Below are 23,819 nucleotides of genomic sequence, written 5' to 3'. Positions count from 1 at the left end.
TGACGCTTACCAAATGTTTGGTTAGCTTTCTCAAACCGAACATTCGGTAAGTAATAATTCACTGCCTAACCCATCGCAGGAGAAGCATCTCATGAGCGAAGCGAATAGCGGCCCAGGTCGCGTCACCCGTGAACAACGCGGCAACCTGTTCCTGGTCGGTCTGGACAGGGCCGGGAAACGGAACGCTTTCGACAGCGCCATGCTCACGGACCTGGCCCTCGCCCTCGGCGAATACGAAGGCAACGACGAACTGCGTTGTGCGGTGGTCTTCGCTCACGGCGAGCACTTCACGGCCGGGCTTGACCTGATGGAACTGACGCCGAAGCTGGCCTCCGGCGGATTCAAATACCCGGACACAGGCATCGATCCCTGGGGCGTGTCCAAACCGCGCCGCACCAAGCCGGTCGTCGTTGCGGTACAGGGCACCTGCTGGACGGCCGGGATAGAGCTGGTGCTCAACGCGGACATCGCCATCGCCGCCCGGAACACGCGCTTTGCGCACCTGGAGGTGCTGCGCGGCATTCCGCCTTCCGGTGGCTCCACGGTGCGCTTCACCCAAGCGGCCGGCTGGACCAACGCGATGCGCTACATGCTGACGGGTGAAGAGTTCGGCGCAAACGACGCACTGAACATGCGCCTGCTGACCGAGGTCGTCGAGCCCGGCCAGGAGCTGGCCCGCGCCATCGAGTATGCCGAGCGCATCGCCAAGGCAGCGCCTCTCGCGATCAAGGTGACGCTGCAGTCAGCCTTCCAGGCCAGAGACGAGGGCGATGACGCAGCGCTTTCGCAGCTCAACGCATTGCTGTTCAGCCTGATCAGCAGCGAAGACGTGCGCGAAGGCGTCATGGCCATGCTGCAGAAGCGTGAGCCGCTGTTCAAAGGCCGCTAGCACCCGCCCTGGCGAGAGAGGCGTGCCCTCGCCCCTCTCGTACACCCGTAGCCAATGCCCACATGGTCAGCCAGAGCAGCCCTCGATGAATCATCCGAACAAGAAAGAGAAAAGCAGGTTGAGGGTCGTGAGCACCCAGGACAACAACGAACTGCATGAACCGGCATTGGACACGCTGGATGAACTGCTTCGCCGAGGTGCTGTTCGCGCGCCTGAAGCCGCTGCGCTTTCGGCCCTGGGCGTGGATGTCAGCTATGCCGACCTGCAGGCCATGAGTGCCTCGATCGCAGCCTGGCTGACACGTCAGGGGCTCGAGCCAGGCGCCTGCGTTGCTGTTGTCCTGCCCAATCTCCTGGCGCATCCCATTGCCTGCCTGGGCATCATCCGCGCAGGACTGACAGCCGTATGTGTAAACCCGCTCTACACCGGGCAGGAACTGGTTCACATATTCCAGGACAGCGACGTCAAGGCCGTATTCTTTTTCGACCCCATGAGCGGCCCGATGCAGCATGCAGTACAGGCGGCAGGCATCGCAATCTCGGTCCGAGTCACCCCGGGCGACATGCTGGGATGGAGGCGCCCGCTGGTGAACTGGATCGCCAAGAGACGCCTTCGAGGACAATCGGCAGCCGTAGAGAACGCGGTGTCCTGGCGGCGCGTGACATCGACCCGCCCCGTCGCCAGCGAACAGATGGCAAGGCCCGAGGCTCGGCAGATCGCCTTCATCATCTATAGCGGCGGAACGACGGGACAACCCAAGGGCGTCCCGATCAGCCATCGTGCCCTGCTGCACAACGTGGCACAGCAGTACTCGGCATTGCGGCAGCATCTGAGCGGTCGGGCCGAGCACGAATACGTCCTGCTGCTGGCCGTCCCGCTCTACCACATCCTCGGCCTCGGCAACCTGTTGTTCAGCCTGGCACGAGGAGGCAAGGCCGTGCCGGTGATGAACCCACGAGATACTGCAGCCCTGGCCAGAGAGTGGGCACGTCATCGCATCAGCAGTTTTCCCGGCGTGAACACGCTGTACAGCGCTCTGCTCGAGCACGGTGAGTTCAGAGCCCTTGATTTCAGCTCGCTGGTCATCTGCCTTGGCGCCGGCATGCCCGTCTCTGAGGCTACCGCCAAGCACTGGCATCAGGTTACCGGGTGCCACATAACCGAGGCCTACGGAATGACCGAAACCGGGTTGATTTCCTGTAATCCGGCGGGTCGTTCCCGGCCTGGATCGGTCGGCCTGCCGGTCAGCGGAATCGAGATATCGCTGCGTGACGAGAGCGACAGCGAGGTCACCATCGGAGAGGGCGAGATCTGCGTCAGAAGCCCGGCAATCATGAGCGGCTACTGGAAACGTGAGGCTGACAACGCCTCGGCGTTCACCTCCGACGGCTTCTTTCGAACGGGTGACGTCGGCACCTTCGATGCCGACGGCTATCTCCGCATCATCGACCGCAAGAAGGAGATGATCATCTGCTCCGGATTCAAGGTTTTCCCTTCTGAGGTCGAGCGCGTCCTCAATGCCCATCCAGGCATCCGTGAGTCGGCGGTGATACCCACACCTGATGACAAGGCCGGAGAAGTGCCTGTCGCCTATATCGTCCGCCGCCAACCCTACCTGGAGGAGCAACACGTGATGAAACACTGCGAAAAACACCTGGTCAGCTACAAACGACCACGGCGCATCATCTTTTGCGACGAACTGCCCAAGAGCGCCGTGGGCAAGGTCCTGCGCAAAGCGCTGATCGAAAGCCATGCGCGGGAGCGAGACCAATGAGTCGCCTGTCCGCGCATCCCGGTACGGTCGAGCCGATCAGCCTGCTGGCCAGCGATGGCTATCGTCTCGCAGCCACCCGCTACGCTGCCTGTGGCAGGCAAAAGGGCAACCTCATCGTGGCCGGCGCCACCGGCGTTCAGCAGCGCTTCTATCGGCGTTTCGCAGAACACGCGAGTGCACAGGGTTTCAATGTACTGACCCTTGACTACCGGGGCGTCGGCGACTCACGACCCAGGTCGCTCAAGGGCTTCGAGATGTCCTATCTGGACTGGGGATTCCAGGACCTGGCTGCGGCAGTGGAGTTCATGGCAGACGACCTGCCGCTCTACTGGGTGGGACACTCGTTCGGCGGTCATGGCCTCGGCCTGCTGCCCAATCACCACAAGGTCAGCGCCGCTTACTGCTTCGGCTCGGGTGCCGGCTGGGCCGGCTGGATGCCCAGGGCAGAAGCGTTCAAGGTTCGCCTCCTGTGGTCCACCATCCTGCCGCTGATCGTTTCCTGGAAAGGCTATATGGCCTGGAGCCTTCTCGGCATGGGCGATGACCTGCCGCTGGGTGTCTACAAGGACTGGAAACGCTGGTGCGCGCACCCCCACTACTTCTTTGACGACCCGTCCATGCAGGCTGTGACCAGGAAATATGCCGACATTCGCCTGCCCTGCGTGTTCTCCAACGCCGTCGATGATCCCTGGGCACCTCCCGCGTCGCGGGACGCGTTCGTCAAGGGCTACCGCAATGCAGACCTGGCGATCCAGGACCTGAAGCCTGGCGAAACGGGTGAGCCCATCGGCCACATGGGCTACTTCAGAGCGTCCTCCACATACATCTGGGATGAAATGCTCGACTGGTTCCAGGCGATCAGCGCTGATAGCAGCGCCCACCCATATGCCGATGCGAGCGTCGCGCAATGACCACGGCGGACGGCACGACGACAGATAGCACAGCCGCCGGCTTTCGCGCGCTGGTCGACGGGCGCCGTGCGGTACGTTGCTTTACCGGGCAGCAGGTGCCCGATGCCGTCATCAGGGATTGCCTGGAGACCGCCGTCCTGGCACCCAGCTCATGCAACCTTCAGCCATGGTCGTTCGTCGTCGTCACAGACCCGCAGCGGCTCGAACGCCTGCACCCGGTCTGTCTGGGACAACGTGCAGCCAGAGCGCCCCTGATCATTGCCGTTCTGGCACGCCCCGATACCTGGAAGTCCGCGTGCCAGGAAATTCTGCAACGCTGGCCCGCCACCGAGGTGCCGCCCGCCGTCGAGCGCTTCTACACGACGAGCGCGCCACGCCAGTACAACCAGGGGCAACTGGGATGGAGGGGCTTGCTGAAGCGCGGCCTGACGTACGTGACAGGCTTGCGCAAAGCGGTCATGCGCACACCCAACAGCCAGGGCCAGATGCGCCTTTGGGCGGTGAAATCCACCGCACTGGCGGCGCAGAACCTGATGCTGGCGTTCCAGAGCCATGGCTACGCCACCTGCCCCATGGAAGGCTTCGATGAGAAGCGGTTGAGGAAGGTCCTGCCCCTGCCCCGCCAGGCAATCCCCATCATGCTCCTGGCAGTAGGCCAACCGGGGGAGCGGGCGATCCACGCTCCCAGGCTACGCTTCCCTGTCGAACAGTGCGTCACCTGGTACTGAAGCGTCCCGATAACAACAAGAGAGCCGCCGAAATGGTCTTTACCGAAATCGAATACGAGGCCCTCGGGCCGATCAGGATCATCCGCCTGAACCGTCCCGAGAAACGCAACTGCATTGGCCCCACCACGCATGAAGAACTGATCGAGGCCTGGCGCCGCTTTCGCGACGACGATGAGGCGCTGGTCGCGATCATGACAGGCGCCGGCGACAAGGCATTCTGCGCCGGCGGCGACCTGGAAGCAGGATTGACCCTGGTGCCATCTTCAGCCGAGGAGATCGCAGCACACGATCGTGGAGAGCGCCCCGGCATTCTCGGCCCCAGCCGCTGGACCGACATCTACAAACCCGTGATCGCGGCAGTCAACGGCGTGGCGTACGCCGGGGGCCTGGAATGGGCCTGTTTCGCGGACATCCGTATTGCCGAGGAACACGCCTCGTTCGGCGTGACATGCCGACGCTGGAACATCGGACTCGCTGACGGTGGTAGCCAGCGACTACCGCGAATAATCGGCATGGGCAGGGCCATGGAGCTCATCCTGACCGGGCGAGTCATTTCCGCGCACGAAGCGCTAGCCATGGGGTTGGCTAACGAGGTCGTCGCGAAGGGCCATTCATTGGCCCGCGCGATGGAATTGGCGACCTTCCTTTGCGCACTGCCACAACCAGCCATGCGCTCTGACAAGGAAGCTGCAGTGCGTGGATTCGGCCAGCCTCTGGCCGAGGGGTTACGCATCGAGGCCGAGTGTTTCAACCGGTCCATCCACCACGAAGAAACCCGAGAAGGCCTGAGGCGTTTTCTTCAGCGTGATCACCCGGATCGCCGGGTCGGCGAGCCCAACCAGACACCTGGTCTGGTTCGAGACCAAGGGGGTAAGTGATGAACCACTATCAGTTGCTTCAGCTTCACCTGTTCGCCGTTGCCTTCTGGTTGGGGGTGGTAGCCGTGGAATATCTGCTGGAACGGACCCGAGCCCAGAGCAGGAGTCACGGCTTCACCGTTGCCCAGTTGCATCGCAAGATCGATCTGTTCTTCGAAACGCCCGCCTTTCTGGTCGTGCTGCTGACCGGCATCCTGCTTTTCGAGCCTGGACGTTTCGATGGCATCTACGCGCTGAAAGTAGTCGCCGGTGCAATAGCCGTAGTGGGCAACATGATCTGCCTGGTGCCGGTACTGCAACGGCATGCTGCCGCGCAACGGGACGATCTGGGCAATGTCATTGCCCAGTCCAGACTGATCGACAGGATATCGCTGACGGCAATACCGGCCGGACTGATCGCGCTGGCCTGCGGCCTGTATCTGGCGGCTGTGCGCTGACTTCGCGTGCGGGCGCACTGACGCACGCGCTACAACAGGGCTACTCCCCTGCTTGCCGGCCCTTCGGGTTGGCCCTTTGAGCCGCCTCGTTGGGCGGCTTCTTTTTTAATCATGGGCAGGCCGCTCAGGCGCCGCCGCAATGCGGAGCCTGGCGCTACAGCGCCAGGCTTTGCACGAGCGCCGGCAGCGTGGCCACGAGCAGCACCAACGCCATGCTCAGGTTGAACAGCAACGCATAGCGTGGGTGCATCAGCAGACGGCGAAACGTCGCGCCGCCAACGGCCCAGATGCCGACGCACGGCACGGAGACCAACAGCAAGATCACGGCCGCGAGGAGGACGTTCTGAGCGTGATGCTCAGCTGGTACGTAAGTCGCCACGCCGCTGATGGTCACGGCCCAGGCCTTGGGATTGACCCACTGGAATGCCACCCCGCCGAAGAACCCCATGGGTGCGGTGTCGTCATCACGAACCTGCAACGGGCCACTGCTGGCGATCTTCCAGGCAAGCCAGAGGATGTAGGCTGCGCCGACGACACGCAGCGCCACATCGAAGCCGGGTATGGCCGACAGCAGCGTGCCGAGGCCCAGCCCCAATGCCGCCAGGAGCAGGCCGACGCCGACGGAAATGCCCGCCACCAGCGGCATCGCACGCCATACCCCGACACGCGCACCGACCAGCAGGACCATCGCATTATTCGGGCCTGGCGTGCCGGTCATCACCACGCAGAAGAGCAGAAACGAGAGAAGCACGCTGGTATCGGTCATTGGCTGGGTCATGTCCATCTGGGTTTCGATTGCACAATTTTATTGCCCTTAGCGCGCAATTCGATTGCAATTCATTGATGCCATAGCGAACGAAACACAAGATATGACCAATATCGATCGAATAGACCAACGTATATTGCACGAGCTTTCCAGAGACGCCCGCCAGACCAACGTGAAGCTGGCCGAGCAGGTGGGGCTGTCGCCCTCCGCCTGCCTGAGACGCGTGCAGGAACTGGAGCGCAGCGGCGTGATCACCGGCTACAAGGCGGTGATCGACAGGTCGCGACTCGGCATCGGCTGCGTGGTCTATCTCACGGTGGGGCTGTCCAAGCACACCAAGGCCAGCCTCGAAGCGTTCGAACGGGCCATCGCCGAGGCGCCCGAGGTCGTGGAGTGCCACACCATCACCGGCGCGGTTGAATACCTGCTACGCGTCGAGGTAGCCGACATCGGCGCCTACAAGGACTTCCACACCAACGTGCTGGGCACCCTGCCCCACGTCTCGTCCATCACCAGCCATATCGTGATGGACAGCAGCAAGAGCACCCGCTCCTGACGCGGCTTGCACAACACGCGGGTTCATGCGCCATCCGCAGCCGCGCGTCTAGACTCTGGAGTCCATGCTGCAACCGTGGACATTCAGGATGAACAGCAAGAACACCATCTGCCTCTGGTACGACCGCGACGCGCTGGAGGCAGCCACCTTCTATGCCGAGACCTTTCCCGACAGCGCCGTGCTGGCCGTGCACCACGCCCCCGGCGACTACCCCTCCGGCCAGCAGGGCGATGTGCTGACGGTGAGGTTCGACGTCATGGGTATCCCCTGCCTGGGACTCAACGGCGGCCCGCTGTTCCGCCACAACGAGGCCTTCTCGTTCCAGGTGGCGACCGACGATCAGGCCGAAACCGATCGCCTGTGGCAGGCGATCATCGACAACGGCGGCCAGGCCAGCGAGTGCGGCTGGTGCAAGGACAGGTGGGGGATCTCCTGGCAGATCACCCCGCGCATCCTCACGGCCGCCATCGGCAGCCCGGACCGTGCGGCGGCCCGGCGTGCCTTCGAGGCGATGATGACCATGAGCAAGATCGACATCGCCAGGATAGAGGCCGCATTGAAAGGCTGAACGATGGGGGAATCAGCCACGTGCGTTCTTCCGCTGCAGGATAGTCGAGGCGTCGTTGTAGGCACCCTGGAAGGCGTCGCTGCCGATCCAGGTCACGGCGGCCTCTTCGTCTTCGTCGTGGAAGGCTGCACGATAGGCGATCAGCAGGCCCATCATGAAATCGGTCGCGTCATCCTGCGCCTCTTCGGCAACCACCAGTTCCAGCACCGGGTATTGCAGGAACACCAGGCACAGTGCGAGCAGGCTGATGCCCTCGGCCGCTGCCATCGCCTGGAACAGGTCGTCGAAATGCGCCGGGTCGAAACCGTTTTCCTTGATGTCGGCGAAGTCGAAGGTGCTCAGGTCGATCTCCACATCATCGAACGGCTCATCGATCTGCGCGTTGGCCAGCAACGGATGGATGGGGTGACTCTTCGGCTTGCCCATGCGGTTCTGCTTGGCCTTGGCCTTGGCCCGCTGGGCGCGTTTCTTCTGCTTGTCTGGGGAGGCCATGGGGCGTATTCCTCGTTCGGGGCAGCCATGTGCATGGCTCGAAATGATCAGGCGCGCATTGTATGCAGTCTTGCTCACGGGCTGTGGGTGAATTTGCCGTTGCAGGATCGCGGCGGGAGCGGCCCGTGACCGCCATCGAGGAGAAGGACAACGTCATGATCGACCATGAACGCCTGCGTCGGGACGGCTACGTGCTGCTGCGCCAGGCCGTGCCGGCGGATGGGCTGGACGCGCTGCGCGGCCTGTTCGATGCCCGCGTCAGACCTTCGGATCAGTGGCCCGTGCCGCGAGGTGCGGACTGGCGCCACGCTCAGCTCGACGATGATGCGCAGGTCCTGGACATCTGCCGCCTGCCGCTGCTTCTGGCGGGGGTGAGTGCGTTGATTGGCGAGCGTTTCTTCATCGCCCAGGTAGAAGGCCGCGAACCCCTGGCAGGCGGTGGCCATCAGCAACTGCATCGCGATCTGTCACAGCAACGCCCGGGCGACATCGCCAATGCCCTGGTGTACCTCGACGACTACGGCCAGGACAACGGCGCCACCCGCATCGTGCCCGGCAGCCATCGGACGCAGCCGGGAGCGCCGCCTGACGAATCCCTCGCCGTGCAGCTCTGCGGGTCGGCCGGTGACATCCTGCTGTTCGATGTCGACCTGGTTCACGCGGGCAGCCTGAACCCGAGCGGCGCACGTCGCCGCTCGCTCCTGATCAGCTACTTCGCCGAGGCCCTGCATGCCTCGTACCTGCACACCCGGCACCTGCGCGGAATTCGCCTGGACACCGGCGAGCGCTTCGACCCTGCGGATCACCTGCCGAGCGCCGGCTAGCCTGTGCGAAGGCCAGCCGGGCCGAAACCTGTTACGGGCTCAGCTGGCGCTGCAGCGCCTGTTGGGCGCGCTCGGCAGCTTCGACGGTGACGCGCTCCCCCAGCACCTCACTCAGCTGCCGTAACTGTGCGGCACTGATACCGATGTTCATGCTCATGCGCATGTGCGCCTGCAGTTGCGCCTCGGCGCCGGGCAGTGCCGCGAGCATGCTCAGGGTCGCCAGTTCACGGCTCTGCCAGTCGAGGTTGTCACGTTCGAAGATGGCACCGAACAGGTGAGCGCGCAGGTACTCGTTGACTACCGGGGCGAAGTCGAACAACGGCCCATCGGCCACGGCTCCGGCCAGCCTGGTCTGGTTGGCCGTGCCGGCAGCCAGCAGCGCATCGCCCTTGGGCACGGGCTGACTCGGCTCGCGCCCGGGCGCATCTTCGATGCCCCTGGCCTTGCGTGCCTCGACGCCCCTCATCAGCTCGGACAGCGCATTGAGACTGCGCGGAAAACCCGCATAGGCGTAGAGCTGTACCAGCACCTCGCGGGCGTCGCTGATGCTCATGCCGAGGTCGAGGCCCTGTTCGAGGGCGCCGTTGAGCCTCGCGATATCACCGGCGGCAGCGAACGCTGCAATCGGCACGATGGCCTGCTGACGTGAATCGAGGGTTGCACGGCTGCTGGCGGGTTGCTCCGGGTTCTCCTCGGCGATGGCGCTGCGCGCCGGTTCGCCGAGGCCCAGAACGACGCCGAGTGCAGCGATGGCCATGCCCGACCTAGTCCTGATGCGTTTGGCCATACTGCTCATCGCTCACTTTCTCCAGCCAGTTGACGTTCTTGCCGTCCAGGGTCGCGGTGATCGCCATATGGGTCATCGCCGTGTCCGGAGCCGCGCCGTGCCAGTGCTTGACGCCTGGCGGGCACCAGACCACGTCGCCGGGGCGGATTACCCGGACCGGCTTGCCCCATTCCTGGGTCAGGCCGACGCCGGCGGTAACCAGCAGACGCTGACCGGCCGGATGGGTATGCCAGGCCGAACGTGCGCCGGGTTCGAAGGTAACCAGCGCACCGGAGGTATTGATGTGCTCATCGGCCGGCCAGATCGGGTCGATCCGCGCACGGCCGGTGAAGAACCTCTCCGGGCCGGCGATCGAGGCCTGAGTGCCGGCACGCACGATCTGCTGCTCGCCCCCGCCCGTTTCTGCAGCGCGGGCTGGGCCGGTCTGCAGGGCAGCGACGCAAAGCGCCGCGGTGAAGATCCGCTTGTTCATGCTGATCACATCTCCTTGAGTCAACGTGCGGTGCAACCCCTGTCGGCCGGCGGCTCCCCGTCAGCCGGCTGCTGGTCATTGCAGGGCGTCGTGGAAGAACGCGTGCAGCTGGTCGAAAGGAATCACATCGGTACGGTCGTACAGGTCGACGTGATTGCTGCCGGGCACCACCTGCAGCGTCTTCGGCTCGCTGGCAGCGGCGTAGATGTCCTCGCTGTAGAAGCGCGAATGGGCATGCTCGCCGACGATCAGCAGCAGCGGCCTTGGCGAGATCCACTGCAGCTTGTCCAGCAGCGGGAAGTTCATGAAGCCCTGTGCCGAGGTCTGGGTGAACTGGGTGCTGGAATTGGCGTGATAGCCGCGTGGCCGTGAATAGAATTCGCCGAACTCGCGGCCTATCGGGTGCGTATCGGCATCGATCTGCAACGGTGCTCCGCGCTCGCCCAGCGTCGCCCGCCCGCTGGCGAACTCGCTCCAGCGCTGCTCGGCCAGGGCCTGCAGCGTCGCCCTGCGTGCAGCTTCGTCCAGACTGCCGGCAAAGCCCTCGGCATGCAGGCGCGAGATGTCGTACAGACTCACGGTGGCCACGGCCTTGATGCGCGGGTCGACCTGCGCGGCGCTGAGGCCGAAGCCACCGGAGCCACAGATGCCGATCACGCCGATGGCATCACGTGCGATGCCAGCCTGGTTGCCGAGAAAGTCGACACCCGCGTGGAAATCCTCGACGAACAGCTCAGGCGACGACAGACGCCGCGGCGAACCGCCGGATTCACCATTGTGCGAGGCATCGAAGGTCAGTACCACGAAACCGCGCTGGGCCAGCTCGTTGGCGTACACGCCCGGCCCCTGCTCCTTCACCCCGCCATAAGGCGCGCCGATGATCAGCGCCGGCCAGTCGTCACGACTGTGGAAGTCAGCGGGCAGGTAGAGGTCGCCGGCCAGCTCGATGCCGAAGCGATTGCGATAGCTGACCGGGTGGCGGCGCACCTGCTCACTCAACGCGAAAATGTAGTTGCCCATGAGAGGCTCCTGTTTGAGGGGAAGGGAATGACGGCGGCTCAGTCCTTTTTCACCGGGCCGGCGAGGAACTCGGCGTCCGTCACCGGCGCCAGCCAGTCGACCGGCTTGCCATCGAGCGACTCGTTGATCGCGATGTGCTGCATGGCGCTGCTGTCGGTTGCACCGTGCCAGTGGCGGCGGCCGCAGTTGCACCAGATCAGGTCGCCGGGGCGAATCTCGGTCTTCGGCCCACCCTCGCACTGCGTCCAGCCCACGCCATCGGTCACCAGCAGTACCTGGCCCAGCGGATGGGTATGCCAGTTGGTCCGCGCCCCCGGTTCGAAATTGACCACCGCGACGCCAACCCGCGCAGGAGCCGGCGCGTTGAAGATGCGGTCGATGCGCACACGCCCGGTGAACCAGTCGGCCGGGCCGACGATGGCCTGGCTCGACCCTGCGCGGTGAACCTGCATGTCGGCACTGGCCAGATCGCTGTCACTCATGTCGGTCACCTCATTCGTTGCTCGAGGAGACAAAGGTAGCGACGGCAGATTGATTCGTGTATACGCAAAATAATTAACTCGGCATGAAGCAGTACTTAACAATGTTCACGAGCGGCATGGATGATCTGGTGGTTTTCATCGCGGTGGCACGGGAGCGCAACTTCACCCGCGCCGCCGCGCGTCTCGGCGTCTCGCCTTCGGCGGTCAGCCAGACCATACGCGGCCTGGAGGAGCGCCTTGGGGTGCGCCTGCTGACGCGCACGACCCGCAGCGTCACGCGCACCGAAGCGGGAGAGAAGCTGCTGCTCGAGATCGCGCCGCTGCTCGAGCGCATCGACGCGCACCTGAGCGCCATCTCCGATCTGCGCCAGCACCCGTCCGGTACGGTGCGCATCACCGCCGACGAGTTCGCTGCCCGCCACGTCGTCTGGCCCAAGCTGGCGACGCTGCTGGAGACCTACCCGGACGTGGTGGTGGAGTTGATCACCGACTACGGGCTCACCGACATCGTTGCCGAACGCTTCGATGCCGGCATACGCCTGGGCGGGATCATCGACGCGGACATGATCGCCGTTCTCATCGGTCCCGAGATGCGCATGGTCACCGTGGCCACCCCTGGCTATCTGGCGCGGTACGGTACCCCGCGCCGTCCGGAGGAGCTGACCGCGCATCGCTGCATCAACCTGCGCCTGCCCACGCACGGCGGCCTCTACTCCTGGGAGTTCGGCAGCGGCGAGAACGAATTCCGCGTACGTGTCGGCGGCCCGCTGATCATGAACAGCGTGCTGCAGATCCTCGATGCCTGCCTGGCCGGCGTAGGCCTGGCGCAGCTACCGGATACCCAGGTACGGCCCTATCTGGACAGCGGAGCGCTGACCGAGGTACTCGGGGCATGGTCCGACAGCTTCCCTGGCTATCACCTGTACTACCCGAGCCGGCGCCAGCAGACGGCCGCCTTCCGTGTGGTGCTGGATGCACTGCGCGACTGGCAGGCGCCAGGTTGACGAGACGTTCTGCATGCTCGGCAGGCAGGCCGAGCGTGGCGACGGATCGCCTTCTCGCACGCCATTGCCTTAACATGTGGCGGGTCAACCGCCATCGCATCGATGGCCAGGAGTCTCGTCCGTGAGTCGACGCAGTGCTGAACGTGACTGGGTCCGGCATAGCCAGATGCCGGGAAGGATCGAGCGCATCGAGGCGTATTTCAGCGGCCACGGCTACGATCCGCACCGCCACGACACCTACGCCATCGGCCGCACGCTGTCCGGCGTGCAGAGCTTTCGCTATCGCCGCGCCATGCGCCACAGCCTGCCTGGCGGCACGCTGGTGCTGCACCCCGACGAGGTGCACGACGGCATGGCCGGCACCGACGAAGGCTTTCGCTACCGCATGCTCTACATCGACCCGGTGCTGATCCAGCAGGTGCTCGGTGGTCGGCCTCTGCCCTTCATCGCCGGCGGCCTCTCCGACGACATCCGCCTGCGCCACGCCAGCGAGTCCTTCCTGCAGACCATGGACCATGCGTTCGAAACGCTGGAGGAAGACGACGCCATCTATGACCTGGCCCACGCGCTGCAAGCCGTGGCCGGCCAGCGTCGCGGCCGCCGCGCCTTCGACTACGTCGCAGCGGAGCGCGCCCGTGCCTACATCCATGCCCACCTCGACACGAACATCGCCCTGGACGACCTGGAACACGCCAGCGGCCGGGATCGCTGGAGCCTGTCACGGGATTTCCGCGCGCTGTTCGGTACCAGCCCCTACCGCTACGTCACCCTGCGCCGCCTCGACCATTGCCGCGCGCTGATACATGCCGGCGTGGCACTGGCCGATGCCGCACTGATCGCCGGCTTCTTCGACCAGAGCCACATGACACGCCACTTCATCCGCGCCTTCGGCCTGTCACCGGCACGCTGGCTCGGCATGCTCAAGCTGTAGGATCGTACAAGAAGCCTCCGCGGCGCCTCGCTAGGCTGGTGACAACCAGAACGAGGAGCCCCGCATGACCCAGCAATCCCCTACCCCGGCCACCCAAGCGATCAACCTGCAGCAGAAGCTGGCGCTGATCGACGAACACTGGTCGCCCAGAGTGGTCGCCGAGATGAACGACTACCAGTTCAAGGTGGTCCGCATCGAAGGTGACTTCATCTGGCATTCGCATGCCGACACCGACGAAGCCTTCTTCGTCCTCGAAGGCCAGCTGCGTATCGACTTTCGCGATGGCCACGTACTGCTGCAAGCCGGCGAACTTTACGTGGTGCCCCGCGGCGTCGAGCACAAGCCCTACGCCGCGCAGGAGGTGAAGATGATGCTCATCGAACCCCGTGGCGTGCTCAACACCGGCGAAGAAGGTGGCGAGCGCACGGCGCAGAACGATCGCTGGATCTGAAGCGAGCCCACCACCCCGCGCAGAGCCCCTGGCTGGCTCTGCGCCCTGGCTCTAGCGCCCCGGCATCTGCTCGTAGCGCCTCTGGATGCGGGCGAGTTCTCCCGACAGGCGCAGCTGCTCCAGGGCGTCGGCCCAGGCGCTGACCAGGGCATCGTCGCTGTCCCGGCTGAACGCGATGTACAACGACGAGCGATACAGCTCGACGGGGATCTGCCGCAGCGCATCGGCAGCGATGTTCAGTTGCCGACAGTAGTACGCCACGCCGGCATCGGTGTCCCCCGCTATCACCTCGGTGCGCCCCGCCAGCAGCATGCGGTAGAGCTGATAGCTCTCCGCCGCACTCTTGTCCAGGTTGGTGAACCCCAGCGACTGCAACACATCGGGAACCAGGCCGGCATGCCGGGTGGTGACACGTGGCGCCTGCAGCAGTTGCTCCAGGGTGTCTATCGGCTGTGACGCATCGGCCCGCTGATAGGGATGGATGGACTCTTCGAGGATCGGCCCCACCCACTTGTACTGCGGCTCGCGCTCGCGGGTGCGAAACAGCGAATACATGATCGTGCGCGGTTGGCTCTGCAGCGTGCGCGTGGTGCGCATGCTGGGCAGCAGGGTGATCTCGAAGTCATCACCGTTCAGTGCCATGATCGCCCGCACGATCTCCGTGGCCATGCCCGTGAGCCGGCCATTTTCCCGATAGTTGTAGGGTGCCCACTCTTCGGTGATCACTCGATACGCATCCGCGCGGGCCAGCGGGCTCAGGAGCAGACACAGCAGGGCTGCGGTGAGTATCGAACGCTTCAAATGGTCTGCCTGGTGAAGAAGTTGTCGCGAGCCGGAGACTTGCCGGATTGAAAAGTCAGACAAGCATAGACGCGAAGCATTGCACCCTGCCGGGCACATTTCGCCAAACCCGCATGCACCCGAGGTCGCTCATGGCCAGACCTGAAGGTTAAAGTTAGGCTTAATCGGACGACCATTCAGGGTAGCGGGACAGAGATGAAGATTGGTGAACTGGCGACGCGCACGGGGCTTGCAGCCTCGCGTATCCGCTTCTACGAGAGCATCGGCCTGCTCAAGCTGGTGGAGCGTCAGGCGAACGGCTATCGCAGCTACCCGGAAGAAGCCGTGCTGGTGCTCAACCTGATCACCACCGCCCAGCAGGCCGGCTTCAGCCTCGACGAGCTGCGCAGCCTGCTGCCGCAGGACCTGTCGCAATGGGAGCATGGCAAGCTGCTCGACACCCTGCAGGGCAAGGTCCGCGACATCGAAGCGCTGGAGCAGCGGCTCGCCCAGAGCAAGACGCACCTGCTCGCGCTGATCCACGAGATCGAGAGCAAACCCGGTGACCTGGACTGTGCAGCCAACGCCAAGCGGGTCCTGTCGAAGATGAATCTGGGGGAGATGAACGAGCCGGGCAAGCGCGTGAAGAGGTAGGCAGGCAGCCGACTCGCTGACGAGCCGGCCACCCAGGCTCAAGCGGCTTGAACGCTGTTTCTTCAGCGTCTGCAAAAATACTGTTCCGGGATGAAATGGGCCATTGACATTAAAGTGAACTTTAAAGTTAAGGTCACCTCACGCTCAGCCGAGGAGGCCCCCCATGAATCTGTTCGACAGTCTCACCCTGCCCAATGGCTCGACCCTTCCCAACCGCATCGCCAAGGCGGCGATGGAAGAAAACATGGCGGACGCCGACCACGCACCGTCCGAACCGCTGCTGCGCCTGTATGAGGCCTGGGCGGACGGCGGCAGCGGCCTGCTGATCAGCGGCAACGTGATGGTCGACAGGCGCGCCATGACCGGGCCGGGTGGCGTGGTGCTGGAGGATGAGCAGCAGCTGGCCCGCTTCCAGCGCTGGGCCCGCATTGGCCGCGCCAAGGGGGCGCAGTTCTGGCTGCAGATCAATCACCCTGGCCGGCAGATGCAGGCCAACCTGGGCCAGCCGACCTGGGCGCCCTCGGCGGTGCCGCTGGAGCTGGGCAACCTGTCGAAGCGCTTCGCCACGCCACAGGCGATGACCGAGGCGGTGATCGAGGACGTGATCGAGCGCTTCGCCCGCACCGCGCGCCTGGCTGAACAGGCGGGTTTCACCGGGGTGGAAGTTCACGCCGCCCATGGCTACCTGCTCAACCAGTTCCTGTCGCCCCTGACCAACCAGCGCAGCGACCAGTGGGGCGGCTCGCTGGAGAACCGCGCACGCCTGCTGCTGGAGATCGTCAAGGCGGTGCGCGGCGTGGTCTCACCCGGCTTCGCCGTGGCGGTCAAGCTCAACTCGGCGGACTTCCAGCGCGGCGGCTTCAGTGCCGACGACGCACAGCAAGTGGTGCGCCTGCTCAACGAGCTGGATGTGGACCTGGTCGAACTGTCCGGCGGCAGCTACGAGGCCCCGGCCATGCAGGGCCAGACACGCGATGGGCGCACCCTGGCGCGTGAGGCCTACTTCCTCGAATTCGCCCGCGAGATTCGCGCGGTGGCGCACATGCCGATCATGGTCACCGGCGGTATCCGTCGCGCACCGATCGCCCAGGACGTGCTGGCCAGCGGCATCGAGATGGTCGGCATCGGCACCGCGCTGGCCATCGAGCCGAACCTGCCGCGCGACTGGCAACTCGGCCTGGGCAGCGCCCCGCAACTGCCGCCGATCACCTGGAAGAACAAGGTGCTGGCCTCGCTGGCGAACATGGCAGTGGTGAAATACCAGCTGCACAAGCTCAGCCAGGGCCGGGACAGCCAGCCCGGCGTGTCGCCGTTGTGGGCACTGCTGACGCAGCAGGTGAAGGACATCTTCCGGACTCGCCAGTACCGGCGCTGGATGACGCAGCGCGCGGCAGGCCGGGATCAGAACGTCAGCACTTCGCCATCCTGAGGTATCAGCAGCGCGACCAATCTGCGGCGCCTGTTCAAGGCGCTGACCGGCTTGACGCCCGGGCAATATCGCCAGCAATACGGGCGTGCCTGACCCCGCATGCCACGGCCACGCGCCGGCGCCGAGTGCCCCTTGACAACGAAAAATCCATTTCGCTCGTTGCATGGGTGCAACAGTCCTTTGCCAGATCGGCGGTTTAATTAGCTTGCTAACGAAGCGTATAAACGGAATGCGACATTTCGCCGCATCCGTATTTCGAGGAGACAAGCATGAACGTGATCGTGCACGAGCGTGACAGCGAACATCTTTCCCGTGAAGCCCGCGCCATGGGAGCCGTGGTCTGGGATGTGATCCAGAATGGGGAGCTGGTCGGCATCTTCCCCTCGCAGGACGAAGCCGACGCCTACCGCAGATCGCTGGAAGAGGCACAGCCACAAGGATGATCCGAGACTGCTGCCGTTTTCGTGAAAAACGGCAGCAGCCTTCCCGCTTTGCAGCGCCCTTGTCGGCCCTGATCCGAAACCTCGGGCCCTTCCGCGCCTGGCGACAGCCATCCACGGTGCGACCGCCCATCCGATTTTTCCCCCAGCGCAGCCCTCTCGTCCGGGCGCGTCGCCCCTCGCCAAACCCTGGCCAGTCCGACGCCAAACGCCCTGAATCTCGCAGTTGCCACGGAGCAGGCAATCCGCCGCGGCACCGCCAGCGTCGGGCCCTCCCTGCACCGGCTGACTATCTGCCATGAACCACGGCGCAAACGCCCTGCACATGTCACGAACTGGTCTAGTCTCACCCTCAGGAAAGTGGAGTTCCGGAGCTATTGCATGTCTGAAAACAGGTTCGACCCGTCTCCCGTCATTCTCATCGTCGATGACCAGTCCAGCGACATCAGAATCCTGCAAGAGGCGGTCGGTGAGCTGGCGCAGGTGCATATCGCTCATGACGGACGCATGGCGCTGGAGGTCGCACGGTTCTGTCGGCCCGATGTGGTCCTGCTGGATATCGAGATGCCCGGCATGAGCGGTTTCGAGCTGTGCCGCCTGATCAAGGCCGACGCCAAGCTGTGCGATGCCGCCATCCTGTTCGTCACCGCGCACACCCAGACGGAGAATGAAGTGGCGGCGCTGGAGCAAGGCGCCATCGACTTCATCCAGAAACCGCTGAGCATTCCCGTGGTGCGCGCCCATGTCCGTGCGCACCTCAACCTGCGGACGGAAGCCAAGCGGCTGGCCTACTTCGACGCGCTGACCAACCTGCCCAATCGCATGCTGCTGCGCGACCGCGCCGAGCAGATGCTGCAGAAAGCGCGGCGCAGCGGCAGCCGCCTCGCCCTGCTGTTGCTGGACCTGGACAACTTCAAGGGCATCAACGACACCCTGGGCCACTCGACGGGCGACCTGATTCTCAAGGAGGTCAGCGCACGCCTGACCGAGGTATCACGCAACCTCGACACCGTCAGCCGCCAGGGCGGTGATGAGTTCGTCATCCTGGTGACCGATATCCAGCGCTCGGAGGTGATCAGCGACTACGTGGAGCGCTTGCTGGAAGTCATCGCGATGCCGATGAACATCGCCGGCAGTCGCTTCGACCTGTCCGCCTGCATCGGCGTGAGCGTGTTCCCGGATGACGGCGACGACCTCGAATCCCTCTATCGCCAGGCCGATGCCGCGATGTACCAGGCCAAGCAGGAGGGTCGCAACCGCTATCGCTTCTTCTCCCAGAGCATCGAGAGCGATGCCAGAGCCCGCCACCTGCTCGAAAGCCACATGCGCAGCGCGCTGGAGTCGGGGGTCTTCGAAGTCTTTTACCAGCTTCGTTTCGATGTCAGTCGTCAGCAGAGTTGCGGCATGGAGGCGCTGATCCGCTGGCGCCGAGCCGACGGCGAACTGGTCTCCCCTGCCGAGTTCATCCCGCTGGCGGAAGAAACCGGCCTGATCGTACCGATGGGCAAGTAGGTCCTCCACCAGGCCTGCCACGATGCCAAGCTGCTGCTCGACCAGGGCAAACGCCTGTGCGTCGGGGTCAACATCTCGGTGGTGCAGTTCCGCGAGGAGTCCTTCCTCGACATGATCAAGGAAGTGCTCAACGACACCGGCCTGCCAGCGGAACTGCTGGAACTGGAGATCACCGAAGGGGTGCTGGCGCGCGACATGGACCAGACCCGGGCCCTGCTCGACGAGCTCAAGCACATGGGCGTGCGCATCGCCATCGACGACTTCGGCACCGGCTATTCGAGCCTGTCCTACCTCAAGCGCCTGCCGATCGATGTGCTGAAGATCGATCAGAGCTTCGTGCGCGACATGCTGACGGATCGCAGCGATGCTGCGATCATCGAGGCCATCGTGCGCATGGGCCAGGCACTGGACCTGGAGCTGGTCGCCGAGGGCGTGGAGTGCAGCGAACAGTCGCAGCAACTGCTCGCACTGGGCTGCGAGTTGATGCAGGGTTACCTCTACTGCCGCCCCATGCCCTTCGAGCAACTGCGCAAGAACCTGGATCTGCTGCCAGCACTCGAGCACAACTGATCACCTCGCAGAAAAGAAGAAACCACATTGAGACTGATCGTCCTGCTGACTTTCGCAACGGGCATGGCCGCTACCGCGCTGGTGGCCGGTTGGGTGCATCAGGCCAACGAAAAACAGGCCCGCGATGAACTCGCCAAAGCCACGGAGCGCGCCGCGGATGTCGTCACCAAGCGCATCGAGCTCTATCAGTACGGCCTGCGCGGGGCACGCGGAGCCGTGCTGGCCAGCGGTGACGGCGGCATCACCCGCAAACGCTTCCTCAGCTACAGCAAGACGCGCGACGTCGACCGCGAGTTTCCCGGCGCCCGTGGTTTCGGCTTCATCCGGCGGGTGCCGGCAGCGGAACAGGAGCGCTTCATCGCCCAGGCCCGCGCCGACGACATGCCCGGTTTCGAGATTCGCCAGCTGACGCCACACGATGGCGAGCGCTTCATCATCCAGTACATCGAGCCGGTCGAGCAGAATCTCCCCGCCGTCGGCCTGGACATCGCCTCGGAAAACAACCGCCGCAGCGCAGCGCTCGCCGCACTGACCAGCGGCGAGGTGCGTATCACCGGGCCCATCACCCTGGTGCAGGCGACCGGCAATCCCCTGCAATCCTTCCTTATCCTGCTGCCGATCTATCGCGGTGCCGTCACCCCGGACAGCGTCGAGGAGCGCATGGCCAAGGGCATCGGCTGGAGCTACGCCCCGCTGCTGACCGAAGAGGTCCTGCAAGGCCTGAAACTGAGCAACGACGGCCTGCAGCTACAGCTGAGCGACGTCACCGACGCCGGGCATGTCGTCGATTTCTACGCCAGCGAAGCCAGCGACGATGCCCCTGTCATCGCTCGGCATGCGGTATCACGGCATATCTACGGGCGCGACTGGCAGGTCGAACTGCTGGCCCACCCCGGTTTCGTCGCCGGCCTGCACCAGGCCTCGCCGCGCCTGGTGATGCTGGTCGGCAGCCTGGTCAGCCTACTGCTGGCGAGCCTCGCCGGCGTGCTGCTGGTCAATCGCCAGCGCCATCGGCAGATCCTCGCCGAACAGGCACGCTCCGCCGCGATCGTGGAAAGCTCCAGCGACGGCATCATCGGTCAGTCACTCGATGGCACGGTGATCAGCTGGAACCACGGCGCAGAACGGATCTTCGGCTACACCGCGCAGGAGGCCATCGGCCATACGCTGATCGAACTGATCGTGCCCGAAGCCCTTTTTCAGGAAGAACGAAACATCCTCGCCAACGTTGCGGCCAGCAAGCCGATCGGCAACTTCGATACCCAGCGGCATCGCAAGGACGGCAGCCTGGTGGACGTTTCCGCTTCGATCTCCCCGCTGATCGATGCCAGTGGCGTATTGACCGGCCTGTCGAAGACCGTGCGCGACATCTCGGCGCAGAAAGCCGCCGAGGCACGCATTCTCGAACTCAACGCCAGCCTCGAAGAACAGGTGGGCAAACGCACCCAGGAGCTGAGCGAGCTCAACCTGCTGCTGAACAACGTACTGGAGTCGGCCTCCGAGGTATCGATCATCGCCACCGACCTGGAAGGCACCATCCGCGTGTTCAATCGCGGCGCGGAACGCCTGCTGGGCTACAGCGCCGAGGAGATGATCGGCAAGCAGAAGCCGGCGGTGTTCCACCTGCCCGAGGAGGTGGAGGCGCGCAGCCGCGAACTGAGCGAGGAATACGGCCAGCCGATCAGCGGTTTTCGCGTCTTCGTGCACAAGTCGGAGCTGGAGGGCGCGGAGAGCCGCGAGTGGTCCTATATCCGCAAGGACGGTTCCAGGCTTGCCGTGACGCTGATGGTGACCGCCATGCGCGACACCGGCGGACAGCTGACCGGCTACCTGGGCATCGCGCTCGACCTCTCCGAAGAACAGCGGCTGCGCCGCGAAGCGCTCGCCGCGCGGGATCAGGTGGCCATGGCAGCCGAGGTGGCCGAGCTGGGCATCTGGTCCTGGATCCCGGGCGATGACCAGCTGCAGTGGAACGAGCGGATGTTCGAGCTCTACGACTACCCACTGTCGCAGCGCGAGCAAGGCCTCAGCTATGGGCACTGGCAGGCACGCATCCACCCGGAGGATCGCGCCGCCATGGAGGCCAGCCTGCAGGAGGCCCTCGCCCGGGTTTCGACCTTCGACGTGGTGTTCCGCATCGTCAGGCCCGATGGCCAGGTGTTGCATATCCAGGCCGGCGCCCACGTCGAGTACGACGCCATGGGCCGGCCGGCGAAGGTGACGGGTATCAACCGCGACATCACCGCCCAACTGCAGCTCGAATCACGTCTGCGCCACGCCAAGGAACAGGCCGATGCCGCCAGCGCGGCGAAAAGCGCCTTCCTGGCCAACATGAGCCATGAGATTCGCACGCCCATGAACGCGGTACTGGGCATGCTGCAGCTGGTGCAGGCGACCGAACTCAACCCGCGCCAGCTCGACTACATCCTCAAGGCCCAGGGAGCGGCTCACTCGCTGCTGGGCCTGCTCAACGACATTCTCGATTACTCGAAGATCGAGGTCGGCAAGCTGCAGCTGGACCTCCACGACTTCGAGCTGGAACCCATGCTCAGCGACCTGGCGGTGGTACTGGCCGGCAATCAGGGCGACAAGGACATCGAGGTGATGTTCGATGTCGACACCTCGCTGCCGGACGTGCTCTGCGGCGACAGCCTGCGCCTGCAGCAGGTGCTGATCAACCTGTCCGGCAATGCGCTGAAGTTCACCGAATCCGGCCAGGTGGTCGTCAGCCTGCATCAGGTGGCGCGTTCGCCGCACCAGGTGCGCCTGCGGATCGCCGTCAGCGACACCGGCATCGGCATCAGCGAGGCGCAGCTGCAGCGCATCTTCGACGGTTTCACCCAGGCCGAGGCATCGACTACCCGGCGCTACGGCGGCACCGGGCTGGGCCTGGTGATCTGCAAGCGCCTGGTGGAGCTGATGGGCGGCGAGCTGCAGGTGGAGAGCCGCCAGGGTGAAGGCAGCCGCTTCTGGTTCGAGATCGAGCTTGGCATTGGCGCGCAGGCGAATCTGCTGGCCGAGCCGGCGGACCGGTCGGAGAGCCTGCGCCTGCTGATCGTCGATGACAACGCGCTGGCCCGGCAATTGTTGCAGCAGACGGCGCACAGCCTGGGCTGGCTGGCCGACACTGCGGTCGGTGGCCAGGAGGCGCTGGACCAGGTGCAGCGGGCCGAGCCGCCCTACGACATCGTGCTGATGGACTGGCGCATGCCGGGCATGGACGGCCTGGAAGCGGCCCAGCGCCTGCGGGCACAGGGGCGGAACGAGCGCACACCGCCCACGGTGATCATGATCACCGCCCATGGCCGCGAGGTCCTGGCCGATCGCTACAGCGAGGCCGACGCCCCGTTCGCCGGCTTCCTCACCAAACCGGTGACCCCACGCCAGCTGATCGCCAGCATCCTCAGCGCACGTCACGGCGACAGTCGCGCCCTGCCCGTTCCGGGCTACAAGCTGGGCCAGCGCCTGCAGGGCCTGCGCCTGCTGGTGGTCGAGGACAACGCCCTCAACCGTCAGGTGGCGCGTGAACTGCTGATCGGCGAAGGTGCCGAGGTCAGCCTGGCGGAAGGTGGTCTGCAGGGTGTCGAACTGGCGCTGGGCAGCGAGCCGCCATTCGACGCCATTCTCATGGACATCCAGATGCCCGATATCGACGGGCTGGAGGCGACGCGACGCATCCGCCAGCAGTCGGGGCAGCCGGCACAACCCATCATCGCCATGACCGCCAACGCGTCGAACAGCGACCGCGACTCCTGCCTTGCGGCCGGGATGAACGACCATGTGGGCAAGCCCATCGACATCGAAAAGCTGGTCGCCGTGATCCGCACCTGGTGCGGCCTCGACGACGCTGCCGCGAGCGCCCCGCAGCCGCCGGGCAAAGTGGAAGGTGCCGAAGCCATCCTCAAGCGCTTCGGCGGCAACCTGAACCTGCTGCGCTCGATGCTGGTCCTGCTCCCGGACGAACTGAACAAGCAGCTGACGCAACTGGAGGCGCACCGGCAGGCACGTGATCTGCCGGCCATGCTCAAGGACCTGCATACCCTCAAGGGCACTTCCGGCACCATGGGCGCCATGGAACTGTCCGCCCGATTCGCCGAGCTGGAACGGCGTTTCGCCCAGACCCCGGACAGCGCCTATGGCGACGATGACTGGCTGAGCGAGCTCAAGCAGTCGCTGCAGGAGAGCCACGCCCGTCTGCAGGCGATGTTCGCCATCCCCGAGGAGCCGGCCAGCCCAGCCGCGCCAGCAACCACTGGATTGTGGACGCAGGAGGTGGAAGCGCTTAAGGTACAACTCGATACGGGCAACCTTGCAGCGCTGGAGACCGTGCAGGCACTCGCTGCCCATGCACCACAACATCTCGACAGCCTGTTCGATGCGCTGCGTCAGGCCGTGACCTCCCTTGACTTCGAGCGAGCCAAGCGATTGCTTCAAGATTTACAGCACTCTGCCATAGGGGATTGA

Annotated in this window: 24 protein-coding genes and 1 pseudogene; 18 read left to right on the top strand and 7 right to left on the bottom strand. The window is 64.6% G+C overall.

All coding sequences use genetic code 11. The annotated features are described in order from the left end of the window. Nucleotides 1-91 precede the first annotated feature (91 nt). The 6 genes from E4487_RS17375 (at nt 92) to E4487_RS17350 (ending at nt 5,617) form a co-directional block, all read left to right on the top strand. Nucleotides 92-889, top strand: coding sequence for a crotonase/enoyl-CoA hydratase family protein (locus E4487_RS17375; protein WP_175253959.1), 798 nt, complete (start codon nt 92-94; stop codon nt 887-889). An 85-nt stretch (nt 890-974) separates the two neighbouring features. Continuing rightward, on the top strand, nt 975-2,663 hold the full coding sequence (locus E4487_RS17370; protein ID WP_175253958.1) for an AMP-binding protein: 1,689 nt from the start codon (nt 975-977) through the stop codon (nt 2,661-2,663). Then, nucleotides 2,660-3,574, top strand: a complete 915-nt coding sequence (locus E4487_RS17365; protein WP_175253957.1) for an alpha/beta fold hydrolase — start codon at nt 2,660-2,662, stop codon at nt 3,572-3,574. The genes E4487_RS17370 and E4487_RS17365 overlap by 4 nt, the downstream gene beginning before the upstream one ends. After that, nucleotides 3,571-4,302, top strand: coding sequence for a nitroreductase family protein (locus E4487_RS17360; protein ID WP_150609887.1), 732 nt, complete (start codon nt 3,571-3,573; stop codon nt 4,300-4,302). Before E4487_RS17365 ends, E4487_RS17360 begins: the two co-directional genes overlap by 4 nt. A gap of 32 nt (nt 4,303-4,334) precedes the next feature. Further along, nucleotides 4,335-5,180 (top strand): enoyl-CoA hydratase/isomerase family protein, encoded by an 846-nt coding sequence (locus E4487_RS17355; RefSeq protein WP_037047935.1) that lies wholly within the window; start codon nt 4,335-4,337, stop codon nt 5,178-5,180. Then, entirely contained in the window at nt 5,180-5,617 is a 438-nt protein-coding gene (locus E4487_RS17350) for a hypothetical protein (protein WP_175253956.1), read from the top strand. The genes E4487_RS17355 and E4487_RS17350 overlap by 1 nt, the downstream gene beginning before the upstream one ends. Nucleotides 5,618-5,771: 154 nt before the next feature. Here the strand turns inward: E4487_RS17350 and E4487_RS17345 are convergent, their stop codons facing one another. Then, a complete protein-coding gene (locus tag E4487_RS17345; RefSeq protein WP_244229938.1) occupies nt 5,772-6,401 on the bottom strand; it encodes a LysE family translocator in 630 nt (209 codons plus the stop codon). 85 nt (nt 6,402-6,486) lie between these two features. Here E4487_RS17345 and E4487_RS17340 point away from each other — a divergent pair, with 85 nt between their 5' ends. Together E4487_RS17340 and E4487_RS17335 are read left to right on the top strand one after the other, a co-directional pair. Further along, the gene (locus E4487_RS17340; protein ID WP_037047941.1) at nt 6,487-6,939 is read left to right on the top strand and encodes an Lrp/AsnC family transcriptional regulator; all 453 of its coding nucleotides are present in this window, start codon (nt 6,487-6,489) and stop codon (nt 6,937-6,939) included. Nucleotides 6,940-7,027: 88 nt separating this feature from the next. Continuing rightward, nucleotides 7,028-7,507 (top strand): VOC family protein, encoded by a 480-nt coding sequence (locus E4487_RS17335; protein ID WP_150609890.1) that lies wholly within the window; start codon nt 7,028-7,030, stop codon nt 7,505-7,507. Nucleotides 7,508-7,519: 12 nt separating this feature from the next. Here the strand turns inward: E4487_RS17335 and E4487_RS17330 are convergent, their stop codons facing one another. After that, the gene (locus tag E4487_RS17330; protein WP_047592557.1) at nt 7,520-7,999 is read right to left on the bottom strand and encodes a hypothetical protein; all 480 of its coding nucleotides are present in this window, start codon (nt 7,997-7,999) and stop codon (nt 7,520-7,522) included. A 155-nt stretch (nt 8,000-8,154) separates the two neighbouring features. Between E4487_RS17330 and E4487_RS17325 the strand changes: the two genes are divergently transcribed. Next, a complete protein-coding gene (locus E4487_RS17325; RefSeq protein ID WP_175254018.1) occupies nt 8,155-8,823 on the top strand; it encodes a phytanoyl-CoA dioxygenase family protein in 669 nt (222 codons plus the stop codon). A 31-nt stretch (nt 8,824-8,854) separates the two neighbouring features. On the opposite strand, the gene E4487_RS17320 is transcribed toward E4487_RS17325, so the two are convergent. From E4487_RS17320 to E4487_RS17305, 4 genes are all read right to left on the bottom strand, one after another. Continuing rightward, nucleotides 8,855-9,619, bottom strand: coding sequence for a carboxymuconolactone decarboxylase family protein (locus tag E4487_RS17320; RefSeq protein WP_175253955.1), 765 nt, complete (start codon nt 9,617-9,619; stop codon nt 8,855-8,857). Beyond that, nucleotides 9,588-10,082 carry a cupin domain-containing protein gene (locus tag E4487_RS17315; RefSeq protein WP_175253954.1) on the bottom strand — a complete coding sequence of 165 codons (495 nt, stop codon included), beginning with the start codon at nt 10,080-10,082 and terminating at the stop codon, nt 9,588-9,590. Before E4487_RS17315 ends, E4487_RS17320 begins: the two co-directional genes overlap by 32 nt. Before the next feature lie 75 nt (nt 10,083-10,157). Continuing rightward, the gene (locus E4487_RS17310; RefSeq protein ID WP_175253953.1) at nt 10,158-11,102 is read right to left on the bottom strand and encodes an alpha/beta hydrolase; all 945 of its coding nucleotides are present in this window, start codon (nt 11,100-11,102) and stop codon (nt 10,158-10,160) included. A 38-nt stretch (nt 11,103-11,140) separates the two neighbouring features. Further along, on the bottom strand, nt 11,141-11,584 hold the full coding sequence (locus E4487_RS17305; RefSeq protein WP_175253952.1) for a cupin domain-containing protein: 444 nt from the start codon (nt 11,582-11,584) through the stop codon (nt 11,141-11,143). A 101-nt stretch (nt 11,585-11,685) separates the two neighbouring features. On the opposite strand from E4487_RS17305, the gene E4487_RS17300 reads away from it, so the two are divergent. The 3 genes from E4487_RS17300 (at nt 11,686) to E4487_RS17290 (ending at nt 13,970) form a co-directional block, all read left to right on the top strand. Beyond that, nucleotides 11,686-12,588, top strand: a complete 903-nt coding sequence (locus tag E4487_RS17300; RefSeq protein ID WP_175253951.1) for a LysR family transcriptional regulator — start codon at nt 11,686-11,688, stop codon at nt 12,586-12,588. Between the two features lie 121 nt (nt 12,589-12,709). Beyond that, nucleotides 12,710-13,519, top strand: a complete 810-nt coding sequence (locus E4487_RS17295; RefSeq protein ID WP_373921542.1) for an AraC family transcriptional regulator — start codon at nt 12,710-12,712, stop codon at nt 13,517-13,519. 64 nt (nt 13,520-13,583) lie between these two features. Then, entirely contained in the window at nt 13,584-13,970 is a 387-nt protein-coding gene (locus tag E4487_RS17290) for a cupin domain-containing protein (RefSeq protein ID WP_037047959.1), read from the top strand. A gap of 51 nt (nt 13,971-14,021) precedes the next feature. Here the strand turns inward: E4487_RS17290 and E4487_RS17285 are convergent, their stop codons facing one another. Then, nucleotides 14,022-14,771 carry an ABC transporter substrate-binding protein gene (locus E4487_RS17285; RefSeq protein WP_175253950.1) on the bottom strand — a complete coding sequence of 250 codons (750 nt, stop codon included), beginning with the start codon at nt 14,769-14,771 and terminating at the stop codon, nt 14,022-14,024. Between the two features lie 195 nt (nt 14,772-14,966). Between E4487_RS17285 and E4487_RS17280 the strand changes: the two genes are divergently transcribed. The 6 genes and pseudogenes from E4487_RS17280 (at nt 14,967) to E4487_RS17260 (ending at nt 23,819) form a co-directional block, all read left to right on the top strand. Continuing rightward, the gene (locus tag E4487_RS17280; protein WP_037047965.1) at nt 14,967-15,404 is read left to right on the top strand and encodes a MerR family transcriptional regulator; all 438 of its coding nucleotides are present in this window, start codon (nt 14,967-14,969) and stop codon (nt 15,402-15,404) included. Between the two features lie 163 nt (nt 15,405-15,567). After that, complete coding sequence (locus E4487_RS17275; protein ID WP_175253949.1) at nt 15,568-16,833, top strand: NADH:flavin oxidoreductase/NADH oxidase family protein; 1,266 nt, start codon at nt 15,568-15,570, stop codon at nt 16,831-16,833. Nucleotides 16,834-16,836: 3 nt separating this feature from the next. After that, a complete protein-coding gene (locus E4487_RS24710) occupies nt 16,837-16,926 on the top strand; it encodes a helix-turn-helix transcriptional regulator (RefSeq protein WP_333983971.1) in 90 nt (29 codons plus the stop codon). Nucleotides 16,927-17,102: 176 nt separating this feature from the next. Then, nucleotides 17,103-17,276 (top strand): hypothetical protein, encoded by a 174-nt coding sequence (locus E4487_RS17270; RefSeq protein WP_167494343.1) that lies wholly within the window; start codon nt 17,103-17,105, stop codon nt 17,274-17,276. Between the two features lie 378 nt (nt 17,277-17,654). After that, nucleotides 17,655-19,355 (top strand): annotated as a pseudogene (locus tag E4487_RS17265) (putative bifunctional diguanylate cyclase/phosphodiesterase). A gap of 63 nt (nt 19,356-19,418) precedes the next feature. Further along, a complete protein-coding gene (locus tag E4487_RS17260) occupies nt 19,419-23,819 on the top strand; it encodes a CHASE domain-containing protein (RefSeq protein WP_175254016.1) in 4,401 nt (1,466 codons plus the stop codon).

The sequence above is a fragment of the Pseudomonas sp. BMW13 genome, from assembly GCF_013357275.1.
GTDB lineage: Bacteria > Pseudomonadota > Gammaproteobacteria > Pseudomonadales > Pseudomonadaceae > Aquipseudomonas > Aquipseudomonas khazarica.
Note: the sequence above shows the minus strand (reverse complement) of the source record. Positions and strands in the feature narration are given on the sequence as shown.